The sequence below is a fragment of the Streptomyces sp. CNZ287 genome (assembly GCF_007827615.1).
On sequence record NZ_VISV01000004.1, the window covers coordinates 62,059 to 74,320 of the forward strand.

The window sequence follows — 12,262 nt, forward strand, 5'->3', positions numbered from 1 at the left end:
GCGCCCCCCTCGCGCACCAGCGACTCCCGCGCGGCCGGGGCCACATCAGGCGCCGCGGCCAGCAGGCCCAGGGCCTCGTCGAGCCCCGCCGCGCACCCGCCGGGGAACCCTGCCCGTATTCCAGCTCGGCCTCTCCGGGCAGCCAGGAGAGCCGCAGCCAGGAGCGCAGGCCCACCGCCCGCGGGCCGGCGACGGTCCGGCCGGAGGATCCGGTACGCGCCTCAGCGGCCGGCGTTCGCGGCCCCGGTCGGCGGCGGGGCGGGGACGCGGAGTACCGCCAGGACCGGGAGGTGGTCGGTGGCGACGCTGAGGTCGGCCGGGGAGACGCCCGGCAGGCCCTCCGGGACGCCGCAGGCCAGCACCTCGACCCCGTCGGTCGCGAGCACGGCGTCGATGCGCTTGCGCGGGTTGAGCGCGGTGGAGGTGTGCCGCCCGCCCCAGGGGCTGACGACCCAGCCGTCCTGCAGTTCGGCGGCGAGCCGGCGGAACGCCGGGCCCTTGGGTCGCTCGTTGAGGTCCCCGGCGACCGCGACGTGCGGCTCGCCGAGGGCGCGCACGTGCGCGAGCAGCAGCCCGGCCTGCTCGTAGCGCTCGGACTTGGCGAGGCTCAGGTGCGTGCTGACGACGGCCAGCCGGGCGTCGCCGAACCGCAGTACCGCCGTCGCCAGACCGCGCTGGTGCAGGCCGCGGGTGCGGGGCAGCAGGGTCTCGTCGGTGCGCTCCACGTGCGAGCGCAGGCCGGCGAGGAGCATGGGCCCGGCGCTGGTGGCGCCGCCGGTGACGTACAGCAGGCCGGTGGCGCGCGCGAGCCGGGCGGCTTTCTTGCGCCAGCGGAAGAAGCGCGGCGCTTCCTGGATGCAGACGACGTCGGGGGCGCAGGCGCGGATCACGCGGGCGAGGGCGGCGGTGTCGTCGCGCATGGAGCGGATGTTGTAGCTGAGCAGCCGGACGACGGCGGAGCCGTCGGGCTCGGTGCGCGAGGCGGGCAGATCGGGCAGCAGCACGGGGGTGAGACTACCGGGGTACGGCCGTGGGCGGCGGGCGCCGCGGGCCGCGGCGTCGCGGAAGCCGGGGGCCGCGGCGTACCGCGAGCCGTGGGCCCTCGTGCCTTCGGGTGCTCGCACCGTCCGGCACGCGGGCCGTCACGTCATCCGCGCCGGCCGGGCGTCAGCCCTGGCGGGCCAGGTCAGCGGCGCCGACGAGCCCGGCGCGGCCGCCGAGTTGGGCGGCGAGCACCTGCGCGTGCGGGCGCCACTGGCTGCCGACGAGCCAGCGCCGGAACGACTTGCGGATCGGGTCGAGGACGAGGTCGCCCTCGTCCGAGACGCCGCCGCCGACGATGAACGCCGACGGGTCGAAGAGCGACGCCAGGTCCGCGAGCCCCGCCCCCGCCCAACGGGCCAGCTCCCGGAACGAGTCGACCGCCACCGGGTCACCGTGCCGGGCGGCCTCGCTCACGTGCCGCCCCTGGACGCCCTCCGGTGTGCCGTCGCCGAGGGAGAGCAGTATCTCGGCGGACTCGGGGGTGGCGGCGGCCCGCTGGCGCGCGTACCGCACGAGGGCACGGCCGGAGGCGTACTGCTCCCAGCAGCCCTGGCTGCCGCAGCCGCACAGCAACCCGTCGGGCACGACGCGGATATGACCGAACTCCGCGGCCACGCCGAAGCGGCCGCGGTGCAGCCGGCCGCCGATGATCACGCCGCCGCCGAGGCCGGTGCCCAGGGTGATGCAGACGACGTCGTCGTGGCCCTGTCCCGCGCCGAAGCGATATTCGCCCCAGGCGGCGGCGTTGGCGTCGTTCTCGACCACGACGGGCAGGCCGATGCGCTGCTCGACCTTGTCCTTGAGCGCCTCGTGGCGCCAGTTGACGTTCGGGGCGAAGAGCACGGTGGCGCGCTTGTCGTCCACGTACCCGGCGGCGCCGATGCCGACGGCCTCGGCCGGGGTCGTGGACGTGACCTCCCGGACCGCCGCGCAGATGGCGTCCACGACGCCTTCGGGTGTTTCGGGGGTCGGTACCGTGCTCGTCCGGATGATCGAGCCCTCTTCGTCGACCACACCGGCCGCAATCTTGGTGCCGCCGATGTCGACGCCGATGGTGAGTCCCATGTCTCCCTCGGTTATTCGGTTCGAGCCCCGCTGCGCCTCCTCACATTACCGGAGGCGGCGCGGGGCCCGGCCGTCAGTCGAGGTCGATCTGCTTGGGGCTGCTGGGCGGTTCGTCGTCCCGCGACCAGTCGGCTTCCTGCCGCTGAACTGCGGCGCGGTAGGCGGCGGCGATCTCCGTGCCGGCGGTGGCGAGGTGGTCGAAGACCTGCGGATTGCGTTCCACGACGGGCTCGACGACGGTCTTCACGGAGGCGAGGAACTGCTTCGCGATCTGCTGCGCGGCGGTCTGCGCGACGGCGGCGGTACCGCCGGTCGCGCCGGGGGCGCGGAGCTCGGAGACCTTGTCGGAGAGGGAGTCGAAGAAGCGGCGCAGCTCCTCCGCGGCGCTGACGGGCTCCGGCCCGTAGACCGCGCGCCGCCGGGCCTGCTCGGCGGCGAAGTCCTCGGCACACGCCTGGGCCCACGCGTCCGGGTCCGGGACGGTGGACGCCGCACCGGGTTCAGGGCGCTCGATGGCATCACTCATACATCGACGGTACCCGACCGCCGACTTCACGTTCACCGCCGCGCAGCGGGTTGTGGGCCCGGGGAGGAGGGAGGCGGGGGTGGCGGGGGACGGGACGGAGCGGGTCGGGGTCGATGAGGCGGGTGGGGTCGTCAGCCCGGCTGGGGCCAGACCGCCGGGTCCGGGGTGAAGCGGATGTGGAGTTCGGCCTCGTGGAGGCCGGCGCGGGTGATGGTGCAGCGGCGCAGTGCCGCCGGCAGCGGCAGGGCGCGGCGGTGGCCGGCCGCCGTGACCAGGAGTTCGTCGCCGCGGCGTACGAGGGTGAGGTCCCCCCGTTCGACGCCCGGCAGCGGCAGGCGGTACAGCAGCACGCCCTCGTCGGCCAGCAGGTCGTCCACCTCCGCCGGGTCCCCGGGGTCGATCGCCGCGGGCCGTGCGCCGGGCGGCGCCACGGCCTCCGCCAGCACCGCCAGGGCCACCGGGCCCTTCGGCTCCGGGCCCAGGTGCGGCAGCACGCAGAACCTGGCGCCCGCCTCGCGCAGCTCCGCAGCCAGTTCCTTGGCGACACGGTGCTGCTCGTCCGCCAGCGTCGCGTACCAGGCGTCGTCCGAGCCCCCGGGCAGCACCCGGTTCGCCACCACGGCCTCGACCGCGCAGCCCTGCAGCGCGTACGCCGCGCGCGTACGCCGCAGCTCGCGCGCCCCGCGCGGAGTGGCCTCCAGCACGAGCCGCACCCGCGTCCCCGCGGCCTCGGCCGCCTCCCGTACGGTCTCCAGCCGGTGCTCCCAGCGGGCCGCCGCCTCGTACACGCGCCCCGCCGGCACCGGCGCCCCGAGCAGCCGGCCCAGCAGCGGGCGCAGTCCCCGCGCCGCCTGCCGCTCCGCGGGCAGCAGCCGCCGCAGGTAGCGCACCAACTGCTCCGGCAGCGCTAGCGCCCGCAGGGTCTCCCACGCGGCGGGCATGTCCACGACGGCCAGGTCCCACGGTCCGGACGCGGCGGAGTCCCCGGCCGCGGATACGTCGCCGTCTGCCGGCCCGGTCTCGTAGAGCGCCACCAGCGCCCGCAGCACCGCGAACTCGCGCGAGCCCGGCAGCGGCGTCAGCTCCTCCGCCGCCAGCGGCGTCGCGCCGAGCAGGTCCAGGGTGTCCTCGTACCGCTCCTGCCAGAGCGCCAGCGACTCCGTCGCCGACTCCGCCCCGCGCAGCCGCGCCGCCCACAGCCCCGTCCCGACCCGGACCGGATCCGTCCACGGCGGCGCCTCCGCCGACCGCTCGGCCGCCGGCTCCGCGGCCGGCCGCTGGCCCGGGACCCGCGCCTCCGGCGCGCCCGTCAGCAGCCCGCCCGCCTCCCGGTCCGCCGTCAGCAGCAGCACCCGGGCCCCGGCGCGCGCGGCCCGCAGCGCCGTCGCCGCCGCGACCGTCGTACGGCCCGCGCCGGCCGCGCCGGTGACGAGGAGAGTACGCACGCGGCCCGTCAGTCCGTGCCGGAACCGGAGCCGGAGTCCGCTGAAGCGCCCGGCACGCTCTCGACGCGCTGCTTCAGCCCGTCCAGCGCCCGCTCGATGATGATCTTCTCCATCTTGCGCTTCATCATCCCGAGCATCGGGATCTTGACGTCGACGGTGAGCTCGTACGTCACCTCGGTGCGCTCGCCGCCCGCCAGCGGCCGCAGCAGATACGCCCCGTCCAGCGCGCGCAGCATCTGCGACTTCTCCAGCGTCCAGCGCACCTCGTGCGGTCCCGCCCAGGTGTACGCCAGCGTCTGTTCGTCCCGGATCGTCTTCGCGTCCAGCACCAGCAGCACGCGCACCGCGCGCCCCTGTCCGTCCGCTTCGAGCACCTCGGTCCGCCGCACCTCGCCGGTCCATTCCGGATAGCGGTCGAAGTCCGCGATCACCGTCATCACCGCGTCCGGCGCGGCGTCGATGGTGATGCTCGACCTGGTGTGCTCTGCCATGCCTTGGCTCCTCCGTCAACCGTCCGCGCTGAAGGTTACCGCGCCCGGTTCACCACTCCAGAACCCACGGCTTCCCACGGGACGCGAAGTGCCCGACGTTCACGCACTCCGTCGCCCCGATGCGCATCCGCCGCGCCAGCGGCTGGTGGACGTGGCCGAAGAGCGCGTACCGCGGCCGCACCTTGTGCACCGCCTCCAGCAGCGCCTCGCTGCCGCGCTCGAAGCGGCGCGCCACCGTGTCGTAGCAGAGGTCGGGGACGAGGGGCGGGATGTGCGAGCAGAGCACGTCGACGTCGCCGACGGCGGCGACCTTCGCGGCGTACGTCTCGTCGTCGATCTCGTACGGCGTGCGCATCGGCGTCTGCAGTCCGCCGCCGACGAAGCCGAAGACCAGCCCGCCGATCTCGACCCGCTCGCCGTCGAGAACCGTGGTGCCCTCGCGGGCGAACTCGGGCCACAGCCGCGGGATGTCGACGTTGCCGAAGGTGGCGTACGTCGGCGTGGGGAAGGCCGCGAACAGCTCCGCGTACTGCTGGCGCACCGCCTTCTCGATCTCCCCGCGCTTGTCCATCCCGGCCCACAGCGAGCCCACGAACTCCCGGTGCTCGTCGAATCTGCGGGCGGTGCGCAGCTCCACGCTGCGCGTGGTGTTCGCGACGCCGAAGAGGTCGGGGAAGATGCCGCGCGAGTGGTCGGCGTAGTCGATGAAGAGGATGAGGTCGCCGAGGCAGACCAGCGCGTCCGCGCCGTCGCCCGCGCGGGCCAGATCCGCGCTGTTGCCGTGCACGTCGCTGACCACGTGGACCCTCATGCGATCACCCTACTTCCGGCGCGCACGGGCCCGCACGGCGCCCGTGCGGGCACCCGCACGGCGGCGAGCGGCGCCACTGCCGCTAGGCGCCCCCGTGGGGATAGGGTCGCAGGTGGCCCACCGGAACGTCGAGGAGCAGCGTCTTGCGAGAGTTCGCCCTTCCCGCCCTGTACGAGGTCCCGGCGGACGCCAACCTTTCGGACCTCGTCCGCACCAACGCCGCCCGCACCCCCGACCTGGCCGTCGTCGCCCGCAAGACCGCGGCCGGCGACTGGCGGGACGTGTCCGCGGCGGACTTCCTCACGGAGGTCGAGGCGGTGGCCAGGGGCCTGGTCGCGGCCGGGCTGCGGCCGGGGGACCGGATCGGGCTGATGTCCCGTACGCGGTACGAGTGGACTCTGCTGGACTTCGCGATCTGGACCGCGGGCGGCGTGACGGTCCCGGTGTACGAGACGAGTTCGGCCGAGCAGATCCACTGGATCCTCAGCGACTCGGGCGCCGTGGCGTGCGTGGTGGAGACCGCGGAGCACGCCGCCGCGGTCGAGTCGGTACGCGGCCGGGTGCCGCTGCTGCGCCAGGTGTGGCAGATCGAGGGCGGGTCCGGCGGCGAAGGGGACGGTAAGGGCGCCGTCGCCGAGCTGACCGCCGCCGGGACCGGGGTGTCCGACGCCACGCTGGAGGAGCACCGCTCCGCGGCCGGCGCCGACTCCCCCGCGACGCTCGTCTACACCTCCGGCACCACCGGCCGTCCCAAGGGCTGCGTCCTCACCCACGGCCACTTCCTCGCCGAGTGCGGCAACGCGGTGGAGCAACTGCGCCCGCTCTTCCGCTCCGGCGACAGCTCCATCCTCCTCTTCCTGCCGCTCGCCCACGTCTTCGGCCGGCTGGTGGAGATCGCGGCGATGGTCGCCCCGATGAAGCTCGGGCACGTGCCGGACGTGAAGAACCTCACCGGCGACCTCGCCGCCTTCAAGCCGACGCTGCTGCTCGGCGTCCCCCGCGTCTTCGAGAAGGTCTACAACTCCGCCCGCGCCAAGGCCGGCGCCGACGGCAAGGGGAAGATCTTCGACAAGGCGGCCCACACCGCCATCGCGTACAGCCGCGCCCTGGACACCGGCGGCCCCGCCCTCGGACTGCGGCTGCGGCACGCGCTCTTCGACAAGCTCGTCTACGCGAAGCTGCGCGCCGTCCTCGGCGGCCGCGCCACGCACGCGATCTCCGGCGGCGCCCCGCTCGGCGAGCGGCTCGGGCACTTCTACCGCGGCATCGGCTTCACCGTCCTGGAGGGCTACGGCCTCACCGAGACGGCCGCCGCGATCACCGTCAACCCGGTGCAGCGCCCGAAGATCGGCACCGTGGGACAGCCGCTGCCGGGCTGCACCATCCGCATCGCCGACGACGGCGAGGTGCTGGTGCGCGGCGGCAACGTCTTCGAGGAGTACTGGGCCGACGCGGACGCGACGGCCGCGGCGCTGGACGGTGAGTGGCTGCGCACCGGCGACCTCGGGAGCCTGGACGAGGACGGGTATCTCTCCATCACCGGGCGGAAGAAGGAGATCCTCGTCACGGCGGCGGGCAAGAACGTCGCCCCCGCGGTCATAGAGGACCGCATCCGGGCACACGCGCTGGTGGCGGAGTGCATGGTCGTCGGCGACGCGCGCCCGTTCGTCGCGGCGCTGATCACGCTGGACGAGGAGTTCCTCGCCCGGTGGGCGGAGGAGCACGGCAAGCAGGGCCGGACGGCGGCCGAGCTGGCGGACGACGCGGAGCTGCTCGCGGCGGTGCAGTTGGCGGTGGACGACGGGAACGCGCAGGTGTCGCGGGCGGAGTCGGTGCGCAGGTTCCGCATCCTGCCGGGGCAGTTCACGGAGGAGTCGGGGCATCTCACGCCGTCGCTGAAGCTGAAGCGGGGCGCGGTGGCGAAGGACTTCACGGAGGAGATCGAGGCGCTCTACGAGCGGTAGGGGGCGGGGGCGTACGGGGCCGCTCGCGGGCGGGCGCCGCACGCCGGTCGGCTGCGGGTGCCCAACGCCGGTCGCGTACGGGCCCGGTGGGGCCGGTGCGTACGGCCGCGAGCCCCCGGCCCGTACCGTACGCGCCGCTCCGCGCCCTCACAGCAGCGACGTCAGCCGCTCCGCCAGCAGGTCCCAGCGCCACCGCTCCGCCACCCACACCCGCCCCCGCGCGCCCATCCGCGCGCGCAGGTCCGCGTCGCCCAGCAGGGTCACGATGTGCTCCGCCGCCTGCGCCGCCTGCCGCTCCGCGCCGCCGCGCACCACCCACCCGGTCTCGCCGTCGAGCACCGCGTCCGGGGCCCCGCCCGAGTCGCCCGCGACGACCGGCAGGCCGGTCGCGGACGCCTCCAGGTACACGATGCCCAGCCCCTCCACGTCGAGCCCGCCGCGCCGCGTGCGGCACGGCATGGCGAACACGTCGCCCGCACCGAAGTGCGCGGGCAGTTCCTCCCACGGCACCGCGCCCGTGAAGCGCACCGAGCCGGCGACGCCCGTGGCCGCCGCGAGCTTCTCCAGGTCACCGCGGTACGGTCCGCCGCCGACGATCAGCAGCACCGCCTCCGGCTGCGCGGCCAGGATCCGGGGCAGCGCGCGGATGAGGGTGTCCTGGCCCTTGCGGGGGACGAGCCGGGAGACGCAGACGACGACCGGCCGGTCCGCGAGCCCGAGGCGGGCGCGTACGGCGTCGCCGCCGGAGCCCGGGTGGAACGCGGTGTCGTCGACGCCCGGCGGCAACCGCGCCATCCGCGCGGCGGCCTCGGGGGTGAGCGCGCGGGCGATCCGGGCGCGGGTGTACTCACCCAGGTACGTGAGCGTGTCCGCCGACTCGCCGATGCGCCGCAGCAGTTGCCGCGCCACCGGCAACTGCGCCCAGCCCGCCTCGTGCCCGTGCGTGGTGGCCACGATCCGCTCGGCGCCCGCGCGCCGCAGCGCCGGCGCCATCAGCCCCAGCGGCGCGGCGGCCCCGAACCACACCGAGCGGCAGCCGTGCGCGCGCAGCAGCCCGGCCGCGCGGCGGGTGACGCGCGGCGTGGGCAGCAGCATCGTGGTGCCGTCGCGGATCACCTCGAAGGGCTGGCGGGCGTCGAAGTCCCGGGTGGCGGCGCGGCCTTCGGCGTCACGCTTCCAGGTGGAGGCGTAGACGACGACCTGCTCGGGGTCCAGCCGCAGGCACATGCTGTGCAGGAAGTTCTGGATGCCGCCGGGCCGGGGCGGGAAGTCGTTGGTGACGACGAGGGTCTTGCGCGGCGGCCGGTGGGCCGGCGGTCTGCCGGGAGGCGGGTCGCCGGGCGGCGGCTTGCGGGGCGGTGGCGTGTGCATCGCGGCCGACAGTACCGGGGCCCGCGGGGCCGGGGACCTGCGGCCGGGCGGAGCCGTGTCGTAGTGTCGTCGGACTCGCAGCGTCGTCGGACGCACACGGGGCAGGGGCGGAGGTCGAGCCATGGCACGGGTCGCGGCGCCGGTGGCGGCGTGGGCGCTGACCCGCGCGGGCCTGCTGCTGCTCGTCCTGGGCGTGGTCACGCTGCCCGGGCCCGACGTCACCAGCGACGTCGAGGTGATCTACCGCGGCTGGTACGAGGTGCTGCGCACCGGCACGTTCCCGGTCGACGACGTGAGCTGGCAGTACCCGCCGGGCGCGGCGCTCCCGGTGCTCTCCCCCGGGCTGCTGCCGTTCCTCGGCTACGCGTCCGCCTTCTTCGCGCTGGCCTGCGCCGCGGACGCGGCGGTGCTGGCGCTGCTGCTGCGGGCCGGGGGCGGCGCCGGGCGGTCGTGGGCGGGGGCGTGGTTCTGGGTGGCGGGGGTGCCGCTCCTGGGGCCGACCGCGTACGCGCGCTACGACGTGATGGTCACCGCCGTCGCCGTCGCGGCGCTGCTGGCCGCGGCCCGGCGGCCGGCGGTGGCGGGGGCGCTGGCGGGGTTCGGCGCGATGCTGAAGGTGTGGCCGGTGCTGGTGCTGCTGGGCGCGGCGCGCGGGCGGGCGACGCGGCTGTCGTGGGGCGCGGCGGCGGGTACGGCGGCGGGGGTGGCGCTGCTGGCGGCCGTGGCGCTGCCGGGGGCGTTCGGCTTCGTCACGGCGCAGCGCGACCGCGGCACGGAGGTGGAGTCGCTGGGGGCGCTGGTCTTCCACGTCGGCAGGCACCACGGCTGGGAGGGGACGGTGGAACTGCACTACGGCTCCATGGAGTTCCTCGGTCCCGGCGTCGGCCTGGTCAGCGATCTGGCGCTGGGGCTCTCGGTGGTGGCGATGGGGTGGCTGGTGCTGTGGCGGCTGCGGGCGCGGGAGTTCACGGCGACGACGGGGTGCGAGGCGGCGTTCGCGGGCGCGCTGCTCTTCACGACCACGAGCCGGGTGATCAGCCCGCAGTACCTGCTCTGGCTCGTCGGCCTGGCGGCGGTGTGCCTGACGCTGCGGGCGGCGCGGATGGCGCTGCCGGCGGGTCTGGTGCTGGCGGCGACGGGGGTGACGCTGGCGGAGTTCCCGGTGTGGTTCGGGGAGGTCGTGGGGAGCACCGGGTTCGGGATCGCGCTGCTGGCGTTCCGGAACGGGCTGCTGGTCGTGGCGACGGTGGTGGCGTGCCGGCGGCTGTGGCGGTCGACGGCGGCGCCCGTGGGGCCGGGGAGCGGGGAGGCTGCGGTGCCGCGGCAGCGTACGGCGCGGGAGGACGACCTGCTGACGTGGTGAGGTCCGCGTTACCCCATCCCCTGCGGGTCTACGCGCCGCCGCCCGCCTTGAAGAGGAGGAGCAGGAACGCGGCGAAGAGGTGGCCGACGAAGATGTAGACGATGAGGCGGATCACCAGGCCGCGGGGGAATCTCTCTTCGATCCGCTTGGACACGGCGGTCTCCTTGGGGTCAGTGCCGGGTGCCGTCGCCGAGGCACAGCCCGGTGACAGCGCTCTGCAGCAGCGTGTGGACGAAGAGCAGCCCGAGCCCGCCGGGCTCGGCGGCGGCGATGCGGTGCGGGGTGAGGGAGTCGAACTGGGCGCTGTCCCCGGGGTCCAGCAGGTGCTCGCGGTCGCCGAGCACGAGCCGCATCCGCCCGTCGAGCACGTACAGCCACTCCTCGCCGGGATGGACCCGGACGAGATCGCGGTGCTCGGCGTCGTACGGCACGAACACCCGCAGCGCCTGCATCCCCCGGTCCGTCCCCCCGGCCTGCCGGTACGACCACCCCCCGGCCTCCCGCACCGGCACCTCGGCCCCCCGCACGACGGAGGTCTGCGCCGAGGACACCTCGCCGAGCAGCTCGGAAACCGTCGTACCGTAGACCCGGGCCAGCTTGAGCAGCACCGGCAGCGAGGGCTGCCGCTGCCCGGTCTCCAGCCGGGAGAGATGGGCCGGCGAAAGCTCGGCCCTGGCGGCCGCGGCCTCCAGCGTCAGCCCGGCCCGCCGGCGCAGCTCGCGCAGGTGGGGAGCCTGGGGATGCTCGGTGCTCATACCGCTCATTGAGCCAGCGCACGTGCCTCAGAGTCAAACTTCTTGCCTCTCAGGCAAAAGACGGCCTCAGCCCAGCTCGTGGTCCAGGTACGTCCGCCACCGTGCCGTGAACTCCGTGAGGCTCGCGCCCAGCTCCGCGCGGAGAGCCGGGCCGACGGCCTTGTCGCGGGACTTCGCCCCGCCCACGGCGCGGTAGAGCGCCACGAGGTCGTCCGGGGTCCACTCGTCGGCGACCATCCGTGCCGCCAGCCACGCTTCGCCGTACGCCTCCGCCACCCGGTCGCCGTCGCCGCCCGTGGGGCGGGTGAAGTCGCCGTCGGCGGGGAGGGAGTCCGGCAGCCGGCCGGCGGCCACCGCGCGGGCGAGTTCGGGTGCGCCCTGGCGGGGGTCGCGGCCGGTGCCGCGGAAGGCGACCCAGTCCGCGAAGCCCTCGGAGAGCCAGAGGGGCGTGGCCGGGGAGGTGTCGGCGCGGGTGGCGACGTGGACGGTCTCGTGGGTGAGGACGATGCGGCGCCCCAGGGTGCCGAGCGTGCCGTACGCCTCGGGGTTGACGACGACGCGGTCGGCTGGCGTGCGGTCCCGGTGCCGGCCGGTGGTGACGGCGGCGACACCCGCGTAGTCCGTGGGTCCCGCGCCGAGCAGTTCCCCCATCGCCGCCTGCGACGCGGGCACCACCACCACGACGCGGCGCGCCCACGCGCCGCCCCACGCGGCGGAGACGTCGGGCACCGCGCGGTCGGCGACGGCGGCGATGCCGCGCAGGCGGGCCCCGGACTGGCCGGCGCCGAGCACGAGGCTGTGCGTGCCGCGTACGACGGTGAGCGGGCCCTGGTCCCACGGCTGCGGGCGGCTGCCGGGCGCCGGTCCCGCGACGTACCAGCGGCTGTCGCGGCGTACGAACTCCAGCCGCTGGCCGGCGGTCGCGTCGCCGGTGTCGTAGCCGCGGAGGCGGTAGGCCAGGCGGACGTCGGCGGTGGTGCGTTCCGCGGTGGCGGGCACGGTGGCGCGGGCCGGGTCGTCGAGGCGGACGGTCCAGGCGGCGAGCGGGAGGGCGTCGAGGTTGCGGAAGACGGTGCGCTGCCGCTGCCGGTACGGGCCGGAGTGCGGGTCGACGGTGCGCAGGTACGCGGCCTCGTCGCCGTCGCGGACGGCGGCGGAGCGCTGCCGCAGCAGGTCGGCGATGGCGCGGGTGGCGTCGCGGGGCTCGCCGTCCCCGCCGTCCCTGCCGTCCCTGCCGCACCCGCCGAGCAGCGCGGCGACCAGCCCGGCACAGAGCACCAGCACCACGGTCCGCCGCACGCCTGCCACGCCGACGAGCGTACGTCGCTCCGGCGGGCGGGGGTGCGGCGCGGGTGACCGGGGCGGTGTTGTCAGAGGGGCGGCCTACCCTTGGGCGGGAGTGCGGGGGACGTAGGGGACGTAGGGGA

Annotated in this window: 12 protein-coding genes; 2 read left to right on the plus strand and 10 right to left on the minus strand. The window is 75.6% G+C overall.

From position 1 onward, the window contains the following. Positions 1-221 precede the first annotated feature (221 nt). The 6 genes from FB457_RS10350 to FB457_RS10375 form a co-directional block, all read right to left on the minus strand. Positions 222-1,004: an endonuclease/exonuclease/phosphatase family protein gene (locus FB457_RS10350; RefSeq protein ID WP_145781611.1), complete on the minus strand. Its 783-nt coding sequence runs from the start codon at positions 1,002-1,004 to the stop codon at positions 222-224. Positions 1,005-1,167: 163 nt separating this feature from the next. Then, positions 1,168-2,109, minus strand: a complete 942-nt coding sequence (locus FB457_RS10355) for an ROK family glucokinase (RefSeq protein WP_047015308.1) — start codon at positions 2,107-2,109, stop codon at positions 1,168-1,170. 73 nt (positions 2,110-2,182) lie between these two features. Beyond that, a complete protein-coding gene (locus FB457_RS10360; protein ID WP_145781612.1) occupies positions 2,183-2,635 on the minus strand; it encodes a DUF5304 family protein in 453 nt (150 codons plus the stop codon). Positions 2,636-2,766: 131 nt separating this feature from the next. Beyond that, on the minus strand, positions 2,767-4,080 hold the full coding sequence (locus FB457_RS10365; RefSeq protein ID WP_047015310.1) for an ArsA family ATPase: 1,314 nt from the start codon (positions 4,078-4,080) through the stop codon (positions 2,767-2,769). Positions 4,081-4,088: 8 nt separating this feature from the next. Further along, positions 4,089-4,571 (minus strand): SRPBCC family protein, encoded by a 483-nt coding sequence (locus FB457_RS10370; protein ID WP_047015311.1) that lies wholly within the window; start codon positions 4,569-4,571, stop codon positions 4,089-4,091. 49 nt (positions 4,572-4,620) lie between these two features. Next, complete coding sequence (locus tag FB457_RS10375) at positions 4,621-5,382, minus strand: metallophosphoesterase family protein (RefSeq protein WP_078898183.1); 762 nt, start codon at positions 5,380-5,382, stop codon at positions 4,621-4,623. A 143-nt stretch (positions 5,383-5,525) separates the two neighbouring features. Between FB457_RS10375 and FB457_RS10380 the strand changes: the two genes are divergently transcribed. After that, entirely contained in the window at positions 5,526-7,346 is a 1,821-nt protein-coding gene (locus FB457_RS10380; protein ID WP_145781614.1) for an AMP-dependent synthetase/ligase, read from the plus strand. A gap of 147 nt (positions 7,347-7,493) precedes the next feature. Here the strand turns inward: FB457_RS10380 and FB457_RS10385 are convergent, their stop codons facing one another. Continuing rightward, entirely contained in the window at positions 7,494-8,717 is a 1,224-nt protein-coding gene (locus FB457_RS10385; RefSeq protein ID WP_486588983.1) for a glycosyltransferase family 4 protein, read from the minus strand. Between the two features lie 121 nt (positions 8,718-8,838). On the opposite strand from FB457_RS10385, the gene FB457_RS10390 reads away from it, so the two are divergent. Continuing rightward, positions 8,839-10,080: a glycosyltransferase 87 family protein gene (locus tag FB457_RS10390; protein WP_486588984.1), complete on the plus strand. Its 1,242-nt coding sequence runs from the start codon at positions 8,839-8,841 to the stop codon at positions 10,078-10,080. 28 nt (positions 10,081-10,108) lie between these two features. On the opposite strand, the gene FB457_RS35635 is transcribed toward FB457_RS10390, so the two are convergent. From FB457_RS35635 to FB457_RS10400, 3 genes are all read right to left on the minus strand, one after another. After that, positions 10,109-10,234, minus strand: a complete 126-nt coding sequence (locus tag FB457_RS35635; protein WP_222439496.1) for a DUF6126 family protein — start codon at positions 10,232-10,234, stop codon at positions 10,109-10,111. Positions 10,235-10,250: 16 nt separating this feature from the next. Continuing rightward, positions 10,251-10,835 carry a helix-turn-helix domain-containing protein gene (locus FB457_RS10395; protein ID WP_047015315.1) on the minus strand — a complete coding sequence of 195 codons (585 nt, stop codon included), beginning with the start codon at positions 10,833-10,835 and terminating at the stop codon, positions 10,251-10,253. Positions 10,836-10,901: 66 nt separating this feature from the next. Next, on the minus strand, positions 10,902-12,143 hold the full coding sequence (locus tag FB457_RS10400; protein WP_145781616.1) for a hypothetical protein: 1,242 nt from the start codon (positions 12,141-12,143) through the stop codon (positions 10,902-10,904). Positions 12,144-12,262 lie beyond the last annotated feature (119 nt).